The organism is Nocardia arizonensis, assembly GCF_001310275.1.
GTDB lineage: Bacteria > Actinomycetota > Actinomycetes > Mycobacteriales > Mycobacteriaceae > Nocardia > Nocardia arizonensis.
Genome location: NZ_LGYZ01000050.1, coordinates 100923 through 119555, shown reverse-complemented (window position 1 = coordinate 119555; position 18633 = coordinate 100923). Strand labels below are relative to the sequence as shown.

The window sequence follows — 18633 nt, the reverse complement described above, 5'->3', positions numbered from 1 at the left end:
CGAAAAAAACCATCAGGTACGGAAATGGCGATTTCCGACCTACCGGTCGGAAATCGCCGTGTGCCGCTCGGAATTCGCAGACGTGACGTATCAGGGTTTGCGCGCCACCGCGCCATAGGCCGAGATCGGGCGGATCTCCCCGACATCGGCGGCGGCGGTGCGCCACTGGGTGATCGAGACGAAGCCGGGGTCGACCAGTTCCAAACCGTCGAAGACCGCCCGGATCTGGTCCTGCGGCCGTGGAACATAAGGCGTGCCACCGGTTCCGGTGTAGTTCTCGCACAGGGTCACGTAGTCCTGGCTGTCGTCGGTGCCGTCCCACATCACAAGGTGGCTGCCCGATGGCACCGCGTCGAGCACCGTGTCGACGATGCGCCGCAGATCCTCGTAGGACTTCGCGTGGCCGAGCACGCCCATGAACATCACGCCGATGGGCAGGTTGAAGTTCAGGACGTTCTTGGCGTCGGCGATGATCTGTTCGGGGTCGTGGTAGTCCGAATCCACGTAAGTGGTAACGCCTTCCGGCGTCGTGCTGGTCAGCAGCGCTCTGGCGTGGGTGAGCACCAGCGGGTCGTTGTCGACATAGACGATCTTCGACTCCGGTGCGATGGCCTGTGCGACCTCGTGGGTGTTCTGCATGGTCGGCAGACCCGTGCCGATGTCGAGGAACTGGCGCAGGCCGACCTCTGCGGTCAGGTAGCGCACCGCGCGGATGAGGAACTGCCGTGACTGCACCGCCATCGTGGTGATCTCGGGATCGACCTCGATACCCGCATCGCCCGCGATGCGATCGATTTCGTAGTAATCCTTGCCGCCCATCCAGTAGTTCCAGATGCGGGCCGAATGCGGAATGTCGGTTCGGATCAGTGGTGCGTTGTCTTCGGGCATGGGGTGAGCTCCTCAGCAAGCGTGTTCGGCGGCACGCCGGGCGGGGTGTCGCGAATGGCCGGTACACATCCGATGTGCACTGTGACAGTACAAGATTCGGGGGGACGAATCCGGGGGGATCATGACCTGAACTCGGGAATCCCGGGCGCGGTTCCGGTTTCGGACGAAACCAGACCGGTAGGTACGAATTAAAACGCACGCGGTGGTGAACTTCGTGCTATCGTCCTCGCGTCGGTGCAAATGCAAGAACGTTTGAGCGTGCATCTGCAAAACCGGCGAACACACTCTCCCTCTCTGACATTGGTGTGACCGAGGAGTGGCAAATGTCCGATACATCCCTGCACAAGATCGAAAGCGCCTGGCGCAAGAGCTCGTTCAGCGGTCCGAACGGTGGTAACTGCGTCGAGGTCGCCGAGGCGTCCGGCGGTCTGATCGCCGTGCGCGACTCGAAGAATCCAGAAGGAGGAGTCCTTTTCTACACCCGGCCGGAGATCGATGCCTTCGTTCGCGGAGCGAAAGCCGGGGAATTCGACGATTTGACTAGCTGAAAGGTAACATTGCCGTCGACGCGGTGTGTCTCACGGTCGTAGTCGTGTGACACACTGGTGGGTAACTTCGAGTATCGGAGACGAACTCCATGATCGCAGAACCCGATGACGACGGTCGTGAGAAATCGGTTGTCGCGGAACGTGGTCCGACCGTGCTTCGGATCGCTCTCGGTGGCCAGCTACGAATACTCCGAGAGAGCAGGAATATCACCCGGGAGGCCGCGGGTGAGGCGATTCGTGGTTCCCACGCCAAGATCAGCCGCCTCGAGTTGGGTCGCACCGGCTTCAAGGAACGCGACATCCGCGATCTGCTGACCTTGTACGGCGTGTCCGATGTCAAGGAGCAAGAGGCGTTCCTCGACTTGGCACGTCGAGCGAACGAGCCCGGATGGTGGTATCGCTACAGCGATTTGCTGCCCTCCTGGTTCGGCACCTACCTCGGGCTGGAACAGGCCGCGCGCAAGATCCGCACCTATGAAGCGCATCTGGTGCCCGGCCTGTTGCAGACGGCCGACTATTCCAAGGCCGTACTCTCACTCGGCACGAGTGACGCCGACACCGATCGGCGCGTCGCCGTGCGCCAGCGGCGACAGGAACTGCTGCATCGCGAGGACGGTCCGGTCGTTTGGGCCGTGATCGACGAAGCGGCACTGCACCGTCCGGTCGGCGGCGCGAAAGTGCACCGTGAGCAGATGGAACATCTCATCGAGCTGGCCGATATTCCGAGAGTCACCATCCAGGTGCTGCCCTACTCCGCGGGCGAACACGCCGCGGCGGGCAGTTCTTTCAGCATTCTGCGTTTCGCCGAGCCCGAGCTGCCGGACATCGTCTACCTCGAGCATCTGACGAGCGCGCTGTACCTGGATCGCAGACAGGATCTCGCCCAGTATCTCTCGGTGATGGACCGCCTCAGCGTCCAGGCGCTTCCGCCGGAGAAGTCGGTCGATATGCTGGCCGATTACGCGGCCGGGCTGTAGAAACCACACAACGAATATCGGGTGCGTGCCGAGGATGTCGGCGCGCACCCGATATTCGTGTGATAGGTCCGTGATGGCGCGAGCATGTCGCGCATTCGGATCCGACAGGGGTGTCGAAGGAACAGCGCGGATCCGCATGATCGGAAACGGGCCGCCGCGAATTCCCGTACCGGTCCATGACAGCGAGGCGGCGCCCGGCCGAATGTCATCCGCCCACCCCGATCCGCCGCGCGGCGGCGGGAGGTTGTCGGCGTGCGCCGCTACTGCTTGATGAAACTGGATGCGATGCGCCAGAAGGTGGCAGGTTGCAGCGCCTTCATATCCCAGTCGTCGGCCATCGCGTGCGCGGTGGTGACGATCCGGTCGATGTCGAAGTCGTTCCTGGTTGCGGCGCCGGTGGATTCGACCGCATCGATGACGAAGGCGACCGCGGTCTCCCGCGAGTACGCGATATTCCGGTGGCCGTTGAAGGCCGATGTTGCACTCATAGTTGTCATACCGTTCCGTGGCTGGTGGGCCAGTGCGGCATCGGCGTACCCGAGCCGGCCGCCGGACAGTGATTGATCCATTGGAACTCCCCTGACATGTAACGGCAGCAAACCCTTGGCGACATGGCCGTCGGCTTGCCCACGCGGCCTCCCCTGGTTATCCCCTGTCTAGCGCTGCGCGACTGAGTCTAGGTCCGCCGCCCTTTCAGATGCAAGTACATCTGTGCGATCGATTTGCATTCGCACGGACCATTTTTCACGCATCGGAGCCGCTCCGCGCAGTGTTCCGACCGGGCGGTTCGCTCAGGTGCGTACCCGGTCGCCGCACGGCGCGGTACGGGCAACGATGTGGCAGCGTCGAGTCGCCATATCGGCCCGCCATTCGTGCGTTGATTGCGAATACGCCCGTGAGCTGTTGATTTCCCGGCGAAGCGATCGTCGTCGGTCGTGCGGTCCGGTGGGCGACCGGCGAGGCATCCCGGGGTGACCAGACGCGACTCGCTGAGGAGTTGGCCCGGTCGAACCGGCGTGTCGGCGGCTACCGGCTCGTTCGGGGTGCTGATTGCGCATCAGCGCGACCGTGACGGCCGTTGTGCTCCATGCGATGTCGCGCAAGGGATTCGCATCGCGCGACACCGTCATTGGCAATCTATTAGCTAACAATCTGGGCCACCGCGTCGACCAGCGGTGCGCCGCCGCCGACGAGTTCGAGGGTGGCGCCCGCGGTCGCGGGAGTGTGCAGAAGTTCGGCCACGACCGCGGCCACATCCGCACGCGGGACCGCCCCGCGGGCGACCGGTGGCCGGGACAGCGTCACCGCCCCGGTGCCGGGGGTGTCGACCAGGCGCCCGGGCCGCAGGATGGTCCAGTCGAGGTCGCGCCCGCGCAGATCTTCCTCGGCCTGGGACTTGGCATCGATGTAGGCCGCCCACACCTCGTCGGTCGCCGCGGCGGGCGGTTGGCCCGACTGTCGACGGTGTCACCGCGTCGAGTGGCCGCCTCCGCGAGCAGCAGCGCGATCTTGCCGTGGCCGCCTGCTATGACGATATGCACCCATCGATCCTTTCTGTCGTTGGCGCGATCGGAATTCAGCGTTCGGGACCACCCGGATTGCAGGAGGCCGCGACCGTGGCCTGATACCCGACATCGGGACGCCACGGCTCGAGATTCCAACTCGGCTTGTTCGGCGCCACCAGCCGCGCCCACTCCCAGTGACAGACGAATTGGTCACGCATTCCTGGAGTTTCGGCATCGGCCGCTTGGGCCAGCACCTCCTGCCAGGCCCGTTCGTCGGATCCGACGGCCGCGGTGCGACGGCCCGCGACGGTCGGGAAGACCATCAGGCGCGGACCGTCCACGCTCTCGGTCCAGGTGACGTGGTCGATGAGCGGCTGCCCCTCGTAGGGGTCGGCGGTGGGCGAACTCGCGATCGGGGTGGCCGGCGGGGCGGCGGCCGTTCTCGGCGGGGCGGTCGTGATCGATATCGTGCTCGACGGCGCGGAGGTCGCGGACGCGCTCGCGTCGTCCCGGCCGCCGCAGGCCGCGACCAGCCCGCCGAGTGCGGCGCAGAGCACAAGCGCCGCTAGGGCGCCCCCATATCGTGCCGATCCCTGTCCGCGCACGCGCACCGAATAGCCTCCCCGTGGTCATGACGGCCGGTCGCCGCCCGTATCGAGGGTAGTCATGCGCCGCTGGCACTCGGCGCGCCGCGGGCGGCCACCGCCGGTACGGTCTGTCGCATCGGTGCTCGGGTCGGCGGACCACGTGTCCGCTGCCTCGGCCGCTGCCTCGGAACTCGATATCGGCCGCCGCCGATTCCGGCGACCGCACACACCGGCGGGCAGTGCGGGTAGACGGGCGGCTCCGTAGGCGAGCGGGGAGGTCGGTCACCGATCTCGCGCTCGGCGGGGGCGATGCGGAGGGTGTCTGTCCGGGGCGACCATCTCAGGGCCGCGCGAGGCTCGCCGGACCCGCTCGCTTCCCACATCGGGTGTCGAGCCGTCCCGGCGGGGCGCGGTCAGTGCCAGAGGGTGTAGCAGGGCAGGCGACGCAGTCCCGGTCGGATCCGCTCGTCCACGGTGACCGTCAGTCCGGCCTGGGTGGCGGCGTGGGTGAATTCCACGGCCTCGAGTTCGGTCGCGGCGTATTCGAGGACCAGCGGGTCCTCGGGATTCGGCCCGTCGAAGTAGACGGTGACCTTGCGCGTCGGGATCTCCTCCGCGTACCGGTACGCCTTCGCGATCGTCGCCGTGGTTGTCACAGTGCCGTCCATGCCACCGTCTCCCTTCGACCGGGCGATACCGCCCGATCAATTCGACGGTAGGACGGGCGGGCCGCCGGGACCACCCCTCGGTCGACGCGTTTGATATTTAACAGCGGTCGTCGATCTCGTCCTGGGAACTGTCACGACGCACGCCTGCCGACGGTCACGTTCCGGGGTCGGGATTCGTGGAACTCCGACCGGCGTACGCGGCGGTGACCGGTGCGGCGTCGATGCCGTGGTCACGGCCGTTCCCGCTCGACGAACGGTTCCGCGGGTGCGGCGCACCGATCGGTGGGCGGGCCGCACCGTGGCCCGGTGCGGTCGTGACGTGACGCCGCCGATGATAACGGCTCGGCCCGGTGCCCGTCTCGGGAACCGACGATCGACTCGTGCGGCATCCGGCGAGCGGAGCCCTTCGCCGGTTCCGCTACCTGCCGTATTCGAATGTGCCGCAGCACATCTCGCGGATACCCGGCGTGCGGTGGCCCGGGACCGTTCCACGGCAACGGAATCCGAGCACTTCGCGGTGAATGCCGTAACCGGTTCGCGCGAACCATGATCGGAACCGCCGTGGACACGCGCTCGCACTCGGCGAGGGCGGTGCCCGCCGTGCGGTTCCGCGGTCGGTCCACCGGTGCATTCGCCCCGGTGGGCGCCGGAATTTCGGTTACGTGTTGCGATTCGGAGAAGCGACGCGCACAACTGGGGAACGCCCGGGGTCACGCCGTCGCGCACCGGTTAGCCTGAATGTCCTGCGTCCGCACGACAGGGGGCATTTCGAAGTCGGAATCCGCACACATCGGGCGCAGCGCAACCTGACATCGCACCCAGGGACGTGTGCCATGAGATGTGTCCGCATCGCGTTGATCGTGGTGGTATTGGTCGTCGCGCCGTTCGCGGGCCGAGCGAGCGCGCAGCCTCCGGCTCTGCCCGCGCTACCGACCCTGCCGACGATTGCGCCGCCACCCGACCCGTCGGGGCTGCCGCCGCTGCCCGACGACCGCGGATCACTGCTCCCCGGTCTCCAGCAGTGGATCGACGCGGTCATTCCGCCGCCGCCCATCGAGGCAGTGCCGCAACCGAATTCACCGGAGTCGGAGGCGACCGGCGAGGACCCGGACCTGGCCGCGCTGCGGTCGGCGGTACTGCCCTCGGCCGTGGGCGATCCGTTCTTCGACGCCTGGCCCGAGGGACTCGCCGAGCTCGAACCGGGCACGCTGCTCGAGGTCCGCGATGTCGGCGTCACCGCTCCCATCGTGGTGCTGATGCCGTTCCAGCAGGCGTTGCAGTTGAAGTTCCGCACCACCGACGCGCGCGGGCGCCCCTCCTTCGCCACCGCCACCCTGGTACTGCCGCTGGGCGCATGGCCGGGGCCGGGCTCGCGGCCGGTGGTGGTGGACAATCTGCCCATCGACGGACTCGGCCGCGAATGCACCATCGGCTACAGCCTCGCGCACGGGTTGGCGGGCGATTTCAGCATCACCAATTACCTCCCGCCGACCCTGCAACTCGGACTGCTGCGCGGTTACGCGGTGCTGCTGCCCGATCACGAGGGGCCGTGGATGGCCTACGCCGAACCCGTGGTGGCCGGTCGCGCGGTGCTCGACTCCATCCGTGCCGTGCGCGGGCTGCGGCCCCAGGAGTTCGGCACGAGCCCGTTCGGGATCGTCGGCTATTCCGGCGGCGCGATCGCCACGCACGGCGCGGTGAAGCAGATGGGCACCTACGCGCCGGAACTCGCCGAGGTCGTCACCGGCGCGGCGCTCGGCGGTGTGCCCGCCGACGCGGAGATCCTGTCGCGCAGTATGAACGCGAATCTCGCCTCCGGCGTGTTCATGGCCGCGGTGTTCGGCATCGCCCGCGAACATCCCGAGATGCTGGCGCGGATGAACCATCTGGCCGGGTGGATCACGACCTCGCCGGTGAAGGATCTGTGCGCGAGCGAATTCGGCGCGACAGGACTGCTGATGCTGCCTATCGACGTGGCCGCGAACTTCCCCGATCCGCTGCGATCGGACCTCGCCGAGCGGATCTACCGCGAACTGCGCATGGAAGGGCAGAAGTCGCCGGTGCCGCTCTACATCTACAACGGCGAACAGGAGTGGTGGATCCCCGCCGAAGGGGCTCGCAACCTGTACCGGGAGCAGTGCGCGCTCGGCGTGCCCGCCGTCTACCGCAGCGTGCCCGGCGAACATGTCATCGCCGCGGGCCTCGGCTATCCCGAGGCCATGAGCTGGATGGACGACCGGCTGCGTGGGATTCCCGCGCCGAACGAATGCGGCTGAGAATACGAATGCGGCCGAGGATGCGGCGCGATCTCGCGTGGTGTCAGGTCATGATGGTCAGCGGCGCCGGGCCCGACCATCCGCAGGGTAGGCCGCAGGTGGCCGTGACAGTGATCTGCTGTTCGCCGCGGGAGGTGACCCCGCGGACCTCGGTGGCATTGGCCGGATAGCCGCATACCGGGCATTTGCCGAAATAATTCAGTATTTCACGGGTACGGACGACGACGGCCGGACGGCTGTGCGCGCTCATGGTGCGGGCAACTCGATCGGAGACATACCCGAACAGTAGATTCGCCGGCCGTCCGCGGGCGCGATACGCAGATACCTCATGGGACTCACAGGGATACCGGGAACCGAGTGGTGAGATGTCCAGTACCGCGCCCGACCCGCCCCCGCCGCGACATCGCGACCGCTACGACGGACCCGGCAGGGCCGACCCGATTGCGGACGGATCGCCCGCGGACGGCCCGATGAGCAGCCGCTTGAGGATCTTGCCGGTCTCACCGCGCGGCAGCGCGCTGAGGAAGGTGACGTCGCGCGGCACCGAGAAACGGCTGAGCCGGTGCTTGATGTAGTTGCGCACCATATCCGAATCCAGGCCCGACCCTTCGCGTTTGACCACGAAGGCCGCGAGCCGCTGACCGAACTCCTGATCGGGCACGCCCACCACGGCGACCTCGCTGACCTGGGGCAGATACGCGAGCGCCTCCTCCACCGGGCGCGGGAAGACGTTCTCGCCGCCGGAGATGATCATCTCGTCGTCGCGGCCGTCGATGAACAGTTTTCCGGTCGCGTCCAGATACCCGAGGTCGCCGGTGTCGAGCATGCCGTCGGCCTCATCGGGCGGCGCGGAGTTGACATAGCCGTCGAAGAGCATGTGGTTGCCGACGAAGATGTGCCCGGTCGCGCCGACCGGCAGCGGCTGGTGGTCCGGTCCGAGCACCGCGACCCGGGTACCGAGCGGCGGACGGCCCGCGGTGGTCGGCGAGGTGCGCAGGTCCGCCGGATCGGCGACGGTGGCCCAGGACACCTCGGTGGAGCCGTAGACGTTGTAGAGGATGTCGCCGTACTCGTCCATGAACCGCAGCACGGTATTGGCTGTCAACGGCGCGCCACAGCTCGCCACCACTCGCAGACTGGACGTGTCGTAGCGCTCGCGGATGTGCGCCGGCAGTTCGAGGATGCGGTGCACCATGATCGGCACCGCGATGAACGTGGTGACCCGATGCTCGGCGATCAGGCGCAGACAGTCCTCGGCGTCGAACTGCGACGGCAGCACCACCGTCGCGCGCAGCGCGGTGCTCATCTGGAGCGCGGCCAGCCCCCAGGTATGGAACAGCGGCGCCGGGATGAGCATGGTGTCGTTGGCGCGCAGCGGGATACGCGACAGCAGTGCCGCCACGGTCCCGAAACCCTTGGGGTGCGGTCGGCGCGCGCCCTTGGGCGTGCCCGAGGTGCCGGAGGTGAGCACGATGAGCTTGCCCGAATGGGTCGGCTTGGGGAAGCGTTCGTGCCCCTGGGCGATCAGCTCCTCGATGCTGGTCGGCCCGGTGCCGGGCGGGCGGATGTCCACGGCGTAGCGGGCGATGTCGGAGTGCAGGTACCGCACGAGGTGGTCGAATTCGGCATCGACGAACAGCGCCGTGAGCTTGTCGCGCTGGACGACCTCCTCGATGCGCCGCGTCGGCAGTCCGGTGTTGAGCAGGGCGACGTCCACGCCGAGTTTGCCCGCCGCGACCATCAGTTCCACCATGCCGCGGTGGTTGCGGGCGAGCAGCCCGATGGCGTCACCCGGGCCGAGTCCGGTCGCGCTCATGGCCGCGGCGAGCGCGTGGGTGCGCGCGTGCATCTCGCCGAAGGTCCGCACGCCTTCGGCGTCGACCACGGCGATGCGCTCGGGGCAGAAGGCGGCCGCGGCCGCGTAGCCGCCTTCCAGGTTGAAGCCCCATTCGGCGAGGCGGCGCAGCTGCCGGATGCCGCGGTCGAGTCGGTAGGTGACCGCGACACCCGCCGTGACGATCTGCTTGGTGACCTCGGTGTGTCGGCGCAGCGGCGAATTCTCCCCGTTGACCACCACGGAGGTGCGCGCCCCGCGGATGAGGTCCTTGACGCGCCCGAGTCCGGCGCGGGTCCACTCGGTGACGGCGGCGTTGGACGCTTCGGCGACGGTCGGATGGACGCGGTTGGCGGCGAAGTAGGTCACGACGATCTTCGTGCGCTCCTCGTCCCCGGTGAGCCGGACCGAGGCGAAGCTGCCGATGGCGGGGCACTGGAGTTCGAAGCCGTCGCGGATACGCCCGACGACGATGCGCACGGAGTGGGTTCGGATGCCGCGCCGGGCGGTGCCGACCCGGACGCGCATCATCGCGTTCCCGTCGACACTCTCCAACGGTTCGCAGGCCCCGATACCGGGGAAGACGCGGGGATAGGTCTGGGGCTCCAGCAGCAGGTCCCATACCGCGGAGCGCGGGATCGCGAACTCCGCGACCACGTCGATGACATCGGCAACCATTGGCGTGCAATTCTCGTCGGCCAGTTCGAACAGCTCGGGTCGGCGGAGATTTCATTTGTAACCCCGGATTCACTTTGGGTCAAGCATGGATATCCGCGCTGGTCGGAGCCGGATATCGGCGGTTCGAAGATCGAATCGACCTGCGATTCAACCTTTTTGGGATAATCGCAGGCCGGATGGTCCGGGTATTCCCGCCATCGTACGGCCCGAAAACCTCGAGACTTTCTGTGACGATTCATAATCCGATCCGTGAAATTCCGTGCGTTTCATCGTGATAGGTTTCGGCTATTTCCACTGGGTGTGAGTGTCGTTGGCGCGCAGCGCTTCGGCGCGTCGTCCGGCCGGGGGCCGGAAGATCGGCCGGGGCGATCGGAAACTTCGCCGAAATAATGTCTCATCGGGACAATAGTCGTAGAATCGTGTCATGGGTACCGCGGATGTCGACGTCGACGGCCGCAGGCTACGCACCCGGCGCAGTCGCGCGGCGATGTCGCGAGCCGCGTTCGATCTGCTGGCCGAGCGAGGACTCGACGCGATCAGCGTGGAGGACATCACCGAACGGGCCGGGGTCACACGCCGCACCTTCAGCAGACACTTCGGCTCCATCGAGGAGGCCGTCCTCGGCGCCGTCGACCAGGACGTGCACCTGTTCAACGACGCGCTGCTGCGGCGCCCGCTCGCCGAGGCGCCGCTGATCGCCTTCCACGCCGCCGTGCACGACTGGCTCGAGGACGCCTACGGCGGCGAGCGCGCGGTTCTGCTCCCGCCGCGCTGGGAGCTGTTCCGGCGCATCGAGCGCGAACCCGCCCTCTTCGCCGGGTATCAGCGGATTCGGGCGGCGGGCCAGCGCGAATCGGTGCGCATCATGGCGACCAGACTCGGCGTCGATCCGGGCTTCGATCCGCGGCCGGCCGCGGCCGTGGCGGCGGGTTCCGCAATGCTGCTGGCCGCGTCGCAGGCGTGGGCGGAGGGGGACGATCCCGCGGATCTGCCCCGGCTCGTCGAGTCCTTCTTCGCCGCGCTGGACGAACTGGTCGCCGTGCGGCGGTACGAGGAGTCGGCGCCATGACCACCGGGTCGATCGATATCGTCCGTCGTACCTGCCGCCGCGTCGGCCTTGACCGCAATCCCATGCGCCGCGGCGAGGATCGCTGGCAGACCGGAATCGCCGTCCTGCTCGCGGTGGTGGTGCTGGCGGCCGTGCCGTTGGTGATCCTTTTCGTCGGACTGCCCGTGCACGCCGCCGAGACCAGGGCGGTGCAGACGCAGACGGCGCGGCTGCACAAGGTCGACGCGACGGTCACCGAGGTCGGCCAGGCGCCGCTGTACGCGCCGATCATCCCGGTGAAGCTCACCTGGCGCGATGCCGACGGCACTGTCCACACCGGCGATTACCACTCCGATATCGTGGTGAAAGTCGGTGCGACGCTGCCGATCTGGCTGGATTCCGCGGACCGGGTGGTCGAACCGCCCGCGTCGGACCGGGCACTGAGCCGCGCGGTGCTGACCTGTCTTGCCGTCCACGGCGCGGTGCTCATCGCCTGCGTCGGAAGCTATCTCGCGTTGCGCGGCGGTTTGGACCGCCGCCGGGCGCGACTGTGGGAAACCGAATGGGCGAAGGTGGGCCTGACCTGGGGCGGGTCGGCGAACTGAATTGGGCCGCAATCGAAGTGCGGCATGCCCGCCGGGCCGGGTAGGGGCGGGCGCGGCGGGCACACCGCGTGCGAGGCCACGCGCGGCGAACGAGGGCCAGGCACGCACCGAAGCGTAGGGTGCCGAATTCGCCCGCGATCACCGAACGCGAACGAGTCCGGATGTTCATCATACGATCGCCCGGCTGTGTTGTGAACTACGACAACACAACCGGGGGTCGGCGACTAGACCGGCAGCAGGCTGTGTTTGCGCGGATTCGGCTTGCGGACGGCGCCCTTGTCGCGCAAAAGGCGCAGCGCCTTGCGGATCTCGAGGCGGGTCTGCGACGGCTCGATGACCGCGTCGATGTAACCGCGTTCGGCCGCGATCCACGGGGTGGCGAGGGTGGCGTTGTAGAAGTCGATCATCTGCTGTCGCACGGCGGGGCGATCCTGGGCCTGCACCGCCTCGAGCTGCCTGCGGCCGACGATGCCGACCATGCTCTCCGCGCCCATGACCGCGATACGGGCGGTCGGCCAGGCCAGGCTGATATCCGAGCCGAGCTGTTTGCAGCCCATCACCGCGTAGCCGCCGCCGTATGCCTTGCGGGTCACCACGGTCACCACCGGCACCGTCGCCTCGATGACGGCGCGGAAGAAGCGTCCGCCGCGCTTGATGACGCCCGCGCGCTCCTCCTCGACGCCCGGCAGCACGCCCGGGGTGTCCACCACGAACACCAGCGGAAGTCCGAAGGCGTCGCAGAGCCGGATGAAATGCGTCGCCTTGTCCGAGCACTTGGCGTCGAGTGCCCCGCCGAGCACCTGCGGCTGATTGGCGACCACCCCGATGCTGCGGCCGTCGACCCGGGCGAACCCGGTGATCAGGTTCTGCGCGGTGGCCGCGCCGATCTCGTGGAATGCGCCGTCGTCGAAGATCCGCAGCAGGATCTCGTGCATGTCGTAGCCGACCTTGTCCGAGTCCGGGATGAGGGCGTCGAGTTCGCGATCGTGCGCGGTGAGCTCGGGTTCGAGCCCCGGATTCACGACCGGCGGCTGTTCCAGGCAGCTCGAGGGCAGGTAGCTGAGGTAGGAGCGGACCCAGTCGAAGGCGGCCTGCTCGTCCGGCGCGACGTGGTGGATGGTGCCGATCTCGGCCTGCACGGCCGCGCCGCCGAGTTCCTCCGCGGTCACGCTGTGGCCGGTCACCGCCTTGATCACCTCGGGGCCGGTGACGAACATGTAGGACTTCTCGGTGGCGACGAGAACGTCCATGTTCACCGGGCCGTACACCGAGCCCGCGGCGCATTTGCCGAGCATGACGGCCACCATCGGGACGAATCCCGACAGATCCTCCTGGCGGCGGCACATGAGCGCGTACCAGGCCAGCGAGGTCACCGCGTCCTGGATGCGGGCGCCGCCGGAATCGTTGATCGCCACCACCGGGCAGGCGTTCTCCTGGGCGAATTCCATCGCCGCGGCGACCTTGCGCCCGAACATCTCGCCGACCGAGCCGCCGTGCACGGTCTGATCGTGGGCGATCACCACGACCGGCCTGCCGTCGATATATCCCCGGCCGGTTACCACGCCATCGCCGTACATGGCGTTCTCGGCCCCGGGCTGGCGCATGAGCGCGCCCATTTCGACGAAGGAACCCGGGTCGAGCAACATGCGGACACGCTCGCGGGCGCTGGGTATGCCTTTGCTCTTGCGTTTCGCGATGCCGGTTTCGCCGGCGGGTTCCTCGGCGAGCTCCAGGATGTCCCGGAGTTCCTCCAGCTTCTCGCGTGTACCGCTCATATGGTGGTGCTGTCCTTCGAACTCGATGTTGCTGCCCGTCCGCCGGGATAACCGTACTTCAGGCGCGGCGCTCGATGTTATCCCTGCTGAGACGCGCGGCACAGGGGATCCGCCGATCTGATGGGACAGCTCACAGCGATACCGCGGAAGCTCTCGGCAGAGCGTCGCCCGCCGCCGCGCCGCTCCGGCGTTGTGCGCGGTCCCGGTCGCGGGGCTCCACGGTGGTGACAATGACAGACTTTCCGATCGGAACCGTCACGGCATCTACCGTCGGTGACGCGCGCAGCGCCGGAATTGCGCGGCCGGCGCTGCGCGCTCGCGTTCGGTGCGCATTTCGCCCCGAAACGAAATCCAGGTGGCTGAGTAGTTGCCAACCGCCGGAGGCGAAATCCTTTGTCGGAGCGGGCAGTGGGCGGCCCTTCGGGACGATAGCGCCCAACGGCCGTGATCGGCTTGTGATTTCACCCAAGATGGGCCGGGAAGGCTGGGGAAATACCAAGTTCGGATCGGCGAGTCTGTAATGGATCGACGGTCGTGGCTAGCCTTCGATAGTCATGGTGGGTATGAGAACCGGGTCCGATACCGGGACCCTGGCGAGCAGACTCGTCGAGCATCTGTCCTATCGTCCGCGCGGCACCGCGCCGGGCGATCTCACGACCGTCACCCGGCACTGCCTGGCCGCCGCGGTCCGCACGCTCGGACGGCCCGCGCCGCCGGGCGGGCAGCCCGACGAGATCGCCGGGTCGGCGGCGCGCTGGGCCCGTGAGGGCGTGGCGCTCGAGACCGTGCTCGGGGCCTACCACGACGGCATCCGCTCCGTACTGGAATTACTGGCCGACGGGGCCGAGCGCGACGATCCCGAGCAGGTCGTCGCGGGGGCGCGGTTGATCGTGCGTGCCCTCGAGATGGTCACCACGGCGGCCTCGACCGCATACGTGGAGGAACACCGCGTCGTGGCGAAGGAGCACCAGACCGCGGCCCAGACCCTGGTCTCGGCGCTGCTGGCCGGGCACGGGGTCGGGCGGATGGCCCGGCAGACCGGCATCTCCATCGCCCCGACCTACCAGGTCGTGGCCCTGCACATCCCGCCGCACCGCGACGAGGCGGTGCCCGGCGCCGGCCTGGCCGCGGCCAGGCACAAGCTGCGCCGCGTCCAGGCGGCGCTGGCCTACCCCCTCGGATCGCGTGCGCTGTCGCTGCTGTCCAGCGGGGGCGGGACCGTGCTGGTGCCCGTCGACGAGGCGGCAGGCGCGCTGACCCCGCTCGCGATGACCGAGGAGGTGTTGGAGCTGATGACCGCGGCGGCCGAGGTGCCGTTGACGGCGACCGTGGTGACCGGCCGGACCCGGCGCATTCCCGAACTCGCCGCCCGCGCGCACGAACTGCTGCACGACCTGCGCGCGTCCGGCCGCCGACCCGGTCTGTATCCGGTCCCCGAATCTGTGGAATAGCTCACAGTTGCGGATCGGCCGTTTTCGAAATCGCCACTGTGCCAAGCGAAATCCGACTGCGCCGGTACGATTCGTTCGCATCGGCGCCGGCCCCACCGTGATTCGCTCGGCAACTGGGTAATCGCGGTTGCGGTGGGAGTTCGCGCTCCCGCCGCGAACCGCCCGCCCAGCGGGTACCGAGGAGCCCCCGAACGAATGAACAGACGAGTACCGATCACCGCCGCCATGGCGGCCCTCGTGGCGGCGGGCTGCGTCGGCGGACCCGCCGTGGCCGACCCGTCGAATCCCGCGCCGCCGACGAGTACCGCACCCGCCGTCGACCCGAAGATGACCCGCACGGGCCTGTTGGGCAGTGAGACGATCGCGCCGGATCGGGAGCGGCTCTCCATAGCCTCCGCGGCCATGCGCCGTGTGGTCGCCGTCGACGTGCTGCGCGGCGCGGGCGTCGGACCGCGTCCGACGCTGTATCTGCTCGACGGTGTGGACGGCGAGGCGACCTCGGGCTGGCTGAGCAAGGGCGGCGCCGCGAAGTACTTCGCCGACAAACCGGTCGATGTGGTGCTGACCAGCGGCGGCACGGGCAGCATGTACAGCGATTGGGACCGCCACGACGCCGCACTCGGACTCAACCGGTGGGAGACCTTTCTCACCGTCGAATTGCCGCCCATCGTCGAATCACTGCTGCGGTCCAACGGCAAGCGGGCCATCGCTGGGGTGTCGATGGGGGCGCAGGCCGCCATGATGCTGGCGCAGCGCCATCCGGGCATGTACCGCGCGGTGGCGGGAATGAGCGGCTGCTATTCCACCGCCGACCCGCTCGGGCACGCCATCACCACCATCACCGTGGCCTCGCGCGGCGGCAATGTGGACAATCTCTGGGGCCCGCCGACCTCGCCGGAATGGGCCGAACACGACACGGTGCTCGGCGCGGACCGACTGCGCGGGACGGCGGTCTACCTGTCCGCGGCCTCCGGCGCGCCCACCCACGCCGATCTGACCGAGGTGGCGCGGGCGACCGATATCGCCGCCGCCCTCGGGACGGCAGGCGGCGGCGCGGCTCTGGAGGCGGGCGCGCGGGCATGCACCGAACGTCTCGCGGGCAGGCTGGCCGAACTGCGGATTCCCGCGACGGTCGAATACTCCGACGCGGGCATGCACACATGGGTCGATTTCGAGGCCCAGCTGCCGCGCGCGTGGCGGGTGCTCGCGGTCGCGCTCGGCGTCGCCGGTACCCCCTGACCGGATCAGGTCCCGCCGTGACGGCGGTTCGGCAGGTACACGTCGACCGCGGCGTGACCGAACAGGGCGCGGTTGCCGCTGTGGGCGGTGAGGGCGAGTGTGGCCCGCCTGCGCCCGATGTCCAGACCGGTGACGCGGCCGCGGAATTCGACGCGGACGGTCTCCGATGCGGGCGTGCTCAGATGGTGGAGGTGGCGTGAGCTCTGGGCGCGCAGCCGCCGCACGATCGCCTCGGGTCCGAGTCGGCGTGCGAGATAGGTTGTGGCGAAGGCGAGTTCGACTGTGCTCGGGGCGATGCCCGTCGCCCCCGTCAGCCGCGCGTAGCGGTCGAGTTCGGCGCGGGTCAGCAGCACCGACCACGGCGCGGTCTCGTATCCGATCGACAGGTCCTCGAAGTCGACCGCGGCCGAGTCGATCTCGTCCCGAACCGGTGCCGGGCGGCGCGGACGGCGATCCGCGCGCGGCGGCGACGGCACGCTGTCGCCGCCGACACGGGTGAGCAGGGAGGTCGTGCCGGACTGCGCGATCACGCCGCGGTGATCGACCAAGGCGGTCCTGATCGCCAGGACGTGGTAGTCGGCGAAGTGCCGGAAGGAGTCCACCGCGGTGCGACAGGTCAGGCGGTCGCCGTCGCGCAGCGGTCTGCGCAGGTCGAGCACCTGGTCGACGTGCAGGATACGGTCGGCGGCCGCATCGGGGATCAGTTCGGTGAGCACGTCGCCGATGACTCCGGTGAGGATGGTGGCGGCGAACGAGGCGGGCGCCGCGAGCCCGGCCGCCCCGACGCGGCGCGGTGAATCCCGGACCGCGCGGGCGAATTCGCCGATGGTCTCGGCGCGGACGCGATACGGTCCCGTCGAACGGCGGTACTCCGTCGACGGGGCGTCGAATACGGCGCCGGATTCGCGCATAGTTCGCCTCTCGGTGCTGGGGAACGGATTTCGGGCGGGGCCGGTCGCGCCGATCAGGAGAGGGGGCCGAACGGTACGGCGAGCAACGGCACCTGATCCGGTGTGACCGCGCCGATCACGGTGACCCCGGCGTCGATGAAGTCGCCGACCGCGCGGTCGAGGTGGTCCGCGGAGGTGACCACGACCGCGTCGCGCGCTCCGATCTCCCGCATGACCCGGGCGGATTCGGCGGCATTGCCGAGAGTATCGACCGCGTCGCCCTCCACGTGCACGCGCTCGGCGGGGATGCCGTGTCCGATGAGCCAATTCGCCATCGCCCGCGCCTCGGTCACGCCGTTTTGCGGATTGCCGCCGGTGACGATGACCGGCGAGGCCGGGGCGAGCAGCGCTTGGGCGAAGCCGGCGTGCAGCCGGGCGATCAGTTCGGGTCGCATGGACCCGTCGGGCAGCAGACCGTAGCCGAGGACGACGATCGCCGTGCCGGGGCCGCGGAATCCGAGTGCGGCATGCTGTACCGGGGTCGCACCCGCCGGGGCGGCGCCGCCCGCGAGGCCGGTGGACATCGGCAACAGCGCGGCCGCGACGGTGACCGCGCCGAGCGCGGCTCGGATGACGGTGCGGACAGGGCGAGCGCCCCGGGGCTGATATGGCATGGCAACTCCGTCGATGGGCCGTCGGTGGGCTCCTGTGGGCTCGTCGGTCCATAGTGGGTCCGGTATCGACAGCGGCGGCAATGATTTTCGGAACCTGTTGACAGATCACCGCGGCGGAGTACGGCTTTTGGTATTCGTCCGTATCGACCTTGTGACGGCGACATGCACGGCGCGCCCGCGATTGTGATCGGCACTGGAATGCGTTCTCGCGTGGACGCGAGTCCGCGGCCCGCGCGAGAGCAAGGCGCGCCCGCGGTCGGCGGACGGGGCGTGGATAGCGTAGACCGGTCGCGTCGGCCTCGCCGGCGGCGCCACCCACCGGGTTCGCCGCACGGTGGTCGATCCGATGCCGCGGACCGATCCGATCAGGGTGCGACGCCGGTCATTCCGCTCGCATTTCGATTCGTCCGAATCTGGCCGTCACGTGCGTGACCGGGGGAGTCGCGCCGGTGCGGGCGCTGGAATTCCCCCATGTTCGGCGAGTCTGAAAATCGAAGAATTCACAGACGTCGTTCCGGAATAAAATCCGACTATTTGCCACGGTTTCACCGCGGCGGCACTGTTCGACCTGGGCGAGACGGTCCGCGCTTCGATGCCGAATCGTTGTCCGACGCCGTCGGCGGACGGGTTCGCTGTGGTTGGCGCAAAGGTAGCCGCTGACGGACCTATAGGTGCGGCAAATGCCGGTGAATAGACGTCGGAGCTGAGGCTACCCGGTGGGCGGTATCGAATTCGGCAGGCGGAGATCTGCGGCGTCGGCGTGTCGGGAACGCATCCCTTCGCACGCGACGCTGGAAGGCGAGTGCGGGTAAACCCACTAGTCAGATGGTATGGCGCGAGGATAGAGACCCGACCGAGACCTGTTGGCGGCAACGGGGTAACGTTCTCCCGCGTCGAAACGGTGAACATTGTGCCCGGCATTCGACATGGCTCCGAGTATGGTCGTTCGGTCTACACTGATCAGTGAATGCTGCCAGCTAGCTGGGCGCG

16 protein-coding genes and 1 pseudogene are annotated in these 18633 nt (G+C 68.3%); 7 read left to right on the top strand and 10 right to left on the bottom strand.

Going from position 1 to position 18633, the window contains the following annotated elements:
* Positions 1–90: 90 nt before the first annotated feature.
* Entirely contained in the window at positions 91–888 is a 798-nt protein-coding gene (locus APZ21_RS09285; RefSeq protein WP_054812846.1) for an SAM-dependent methyltransferase, read from the bottom strand.
* A 323-nt stretch (positions 889–1211) separates the two neighbouring features.
* Here APZ21_RS09285 and APZ21_RS09280 point away from each other — a divergent pair, with 323 nt between their 5' ends.
* Both APZ21_RS09280 and APZ21_RS09275 read left to right on the top strand, forming a co-directional pair.
* Positions 1212–1436: a DUF397 domain-containing protein gene (locus APZ21_RS09280; protein WP_054812845.1), complete on the top strand. Its 225-nt coding sequence runs from the start codon at positions 1212–1214 to the stop codon at positions 1434–1436.
* A gap of 89 nt (positions 1437–1525) precedes the next feature.
* The gene (locus APZ21_RS09275; RefSeq protein ID WP_054812844.1) at positions 1526–2413 is read left to right on the top strand and encodes a helix-turn-helix domain-containing protein; all 888 of its coding nucleotides are present in this window, start codon (positions 1526–1528) and stop codon (positions 2411–2413) included.
* Positions 2414–2673: 260 nt separating this feature from the next.
* Here APZ21_RS09275 and APZ21_RS09270 read toward each other — a convergent pair whose 3' ends face one another.
* From APZ21_RS09270 to APZ21_RS09255, 4 genes and pseudogenes are all read right to left on the bottom strand, one after another.
* On the bottom strand, positions 2674–2901 hold the full coding sequence (locus tag APZ21_RS09270; protein ID WP_054812882.1) for a hypothetical protein: 228 nt from the start codon (positions 2899–2901) through the stop codon (positions 2674–2676).
* A gap of 652 nt (positions 2902–3553) precedes the next feature.
* A pseudogene (locus APZ21_RS09265) lies at positions 3554–3868 on the bottom strand (NAD(P)-binding oxidoreductase); the annotation flags it as partial.
* Positions 3869–3989: 121 nt separating this feature from the next.
* Complete coding sequence (locus APZ21_RS09260; protein WP_239476553.1) at positions 3990–4529, bottom strand: DUF2599 domain-containing protein; 540 nt, start codon at positions 4527–4529, stop codon at positions 3990–3992.
* Between the two features lie 389 nt (positions 4530–4918).
* On the bottom strand, positions 4919–5173 hold the full coding sequence (locus APZ21_RS09255) for a hypothetical protein (RefSeq protein ID WP_054812841.1): 255 nt from the start codon (positions 5171–5173) through the stop codon (positions 4919–4921).
* 833 nt (positions 5174–6006) lie between these two features.
* On the opposite strand from APZ21_RS09255, the gene APZ21_RS09250 reads away from it, so the two are divergent.
* Positions 6007–7449 carry a lipase family protein gene (locus tag APZ21_RS09250; RefSeq protein ID WP_054812840.1) on the top strand — a complete coding sequence of 481 codons (1443 nt, stop codon included), beginning with the start codon at positions 6007–6009 and terminating at the stop codon, positions 7447–7449.
* Between the two features lie 43 nt (positions 7450–7492).
* On the opposite strand, the gene APZ21_RS09245 is transcribed toward APZ21_RS09250, so the two are convergent.
* The gene (locus APZ21_RS09245; protein ID WP_054812839.1) at positions 7493–7699 is read right to left on the bottom strand and encodes a hypothetical protein; all 207 of its coding nucleotides are present in this window, start codon (positions 7697–7699) and stop codon (positions 7493–7495) included.
* 162 nt (positions 7700–7861) lie between these two features.
* Positions 7862–9961: an AMP-binding protein gene (locus APZ21_RS09240; RefSeq protein ID WP_054812838.1), complete on the bottom strand. Its 2100-nt coding sequence runs from the start codon at positions 9959–9961 to the stop codon at positions 7862–7864.
* Positions 9962–10385: 424 nt separating this feature from the next.
* Between APZ21_RS09240 and APZ21_RS09235 the strand changes: the two genes are divergently transcribed.
* Both APZ21_RS09235 and APZ21_RS09230 read left to right on the top strand, forming a co-directional pair.
* Positions 10386–11030 carry a TetR/AcrR family transcriptional regulator gene (locus tag APZ21_RS09235; RefSeq protein ID WP_054812837.1) on the top strand — a complete coding sequence of 215 codons (645 nt, stop codon included), beginning with the start codon at positions 10386–10388 and terminating at the stop codon, positions 11028–11030.
* Positions 11027–11614 (top strand): Rv1733c family protein, encoded by a 588-nt coding sequence (locus APZ21_RS09230; protein ID WP_054812836.1) that lies wholly within the window; start codon positions 11027–11029, stop codon positions 11612–11614. The genes APZ21_RS09235 and APZ21_RS09230 overlap by 4 nt, the downstream gene beginning before the upstream one ends.
* Positions 11615–11838: 224 nt before the next feature.
* Here APZ21_RS09230 and APZ21_RS09225 read toward each other — a convergent pair whose 3' ends face one another.
* Positions 11839–13389, bottom strand: a complete 1551-nt coding sequence (locus tag APZ21_RS09225) for an acyl-CoA carboxylase subunit beta (protein ID WP_054812835.1) — start codon at positions 13387–13389, stop codon at positions 11839–11841.
* Positions 13390–13952: 563 nt separating this feature from the next.
* On the opposite strand from APZ21_RS09225, the gene APZ21_RS09220 reads away from it, so the two are divergent.
* Both APZ21_RS09220 and APZ21_RS09215 read left to right on the top strand, forming a co-directional pair.
* Positions 13953–14840, top strand: a complete 888-nt coding sequence (locus tag APZ21_RS09220; protein WP_156370909.1) for an RsbRD N-terminal domain-containing protein — start codon at positions 13953–13955, stop codon at positions 14838–14840.
* A 195-nt stretch (positions 14841–15035) separates the two neighbouring features.
* Positions 15036–16079, top strand: coding sequence for an alpha/beta hydrolase (locus tag APZ21_RS09215; protein ID WP_054812833.1), 1044 nt, complete (start codon positions 15036–15038; stop codon positions 16077–16079).
* 5 nt (positions 16080–16084) lie between these two features.
* Here APZ21_RS09215 and APZ21_RS09210 read toward each other — a convergent pair whose 3' ends face one another.
* Positions 16085–16990 (bottom strand): FAS1-like dehydratase domain-containing protein, encoded by a 906-nt coding sequence (locus APZ21_RS09210; RefSeq protein WP_054812832.1) that lies wholly within the window; start codon positions 16988–16990, stop codon positions 16085–16087.
* A 53-nt stretch (positions 16991–17043) separates the two neighbouring features.
* A complete protein-coding gene (locus APZ21_RS09205; RefSeq protein WP_054812831.1) occupies positions 17044–17643 on the bottom strand; it encodes a YdcF family protein in 600 nt (199 codons plus the stop codon).
* Positions 17644–18633: the final 990 nt, after the last annotated feature.

Bases quoted from the DNA above. Each gene is read 5' to 3' on its own strand.
- APZ21_RS09285 (WP_054812846.1), bottom strand. From the start codon at position 888: ATGCCCGAAGACAACGCACCACTGATCCGAACCGACATTCCGCATTCG.
- APZ21_RS09280 (WP_054812845.1), top strand. From the start codon at position 1,212: ATGTCCGATACATCCCTGCACAAGATCGAAAGCGCCTGGCGCAAGAGC.
- APZ21_RS09275 (WP_054812844.1), top strand. From the start codon at position 1,526: ATGATCGCAGAACCCGATGACGACGGTCGTGAGAAATCGGTTGTCGCG.
- APZ21_RS09270 (WP_054812882.1), bottom strand. From the start codon at position 2,901: ATGAGTGCAACATCGGCCTTCAACGGCCACCGGAATATCGCGTACTCG.
- APZ21_RS09255 (WP_054812841.1), bottom strand. From the start codon at position 5,173: ATGGACGGCACTGTGACAACCACGGCGACGATCGCGAAGGCGTACCGG.
- APZ21_RS09250 (WP_054812840.1), top strand. From the start codon at position 6,007: ATGAGATGTGTCCGCATCGCGTTGATCGTGGTGGTATTGGTCGTCGCG.
- APZ21_RS09245 (WP_054812839.1), bottom strand. From the start codon at position 7,699: ATGAGCGCGCACAGCCGTCCGGCCGTCGTCGTCCGTACCCGTGAAATA.
- APZ21_RS09240 (WP_054812838.1), bottom strand. From the start codon at position 9,961: ATGGTTGCCGATGTCATCGACGTGGTCGCGGAGTTCGCGATCCCGCGC.
- APZ21_RS09235 (WP_054812837.1), top strand. From the start codon at position 10,386: ATGGGTACCGCGGATGTCGACGTCGACGGCCGCAGGCTACGCACCCGG.
- APZ21_RS09230 (WP_054812836.1), top strand. From the start codon at position 11,027: ATGACCACCGGGTCGATCGATATCGTCCGTCGTACCTGCCGCCGCGTC.
- APZ21_RS09225 (WP_054812835.1), bottom strand. From the start codon at position 13,389: ATGAGCGGTACACGCGAGAAGCTGGAGGAACTCCGGGACATCCTGGAG.
- APZ21_RS09220 (WP_156370909.1), top strand. From the start codon at position 13,953: ATGAGAACCGGGTCCGATACCGGGACCCTGGCGAGCAGACTCGTCGAG.
- APZ21_RS09215 (WP_054812833.1), top strand. From the start codon at position 15,036: ATGAACAGACGAGTACCGATCACCGCCGCCATGGCGGCCCTCGTGGCG.
- APZ21_RS09210 (WP_054812832.1), bottom strand. From the start codon at position 16,990: ATGCGCGAATCCGGCGCCGTATTCGACGCCCCGTCGACGGAGTACCGC.
- APZ21_RS09205 (WP_054812831.1), bottom strand. From the start codon at position 17,643: ATGCCATATCAGCCCCGGGGCGCTCGCCCTGTCCGCACCGTCATCCGA.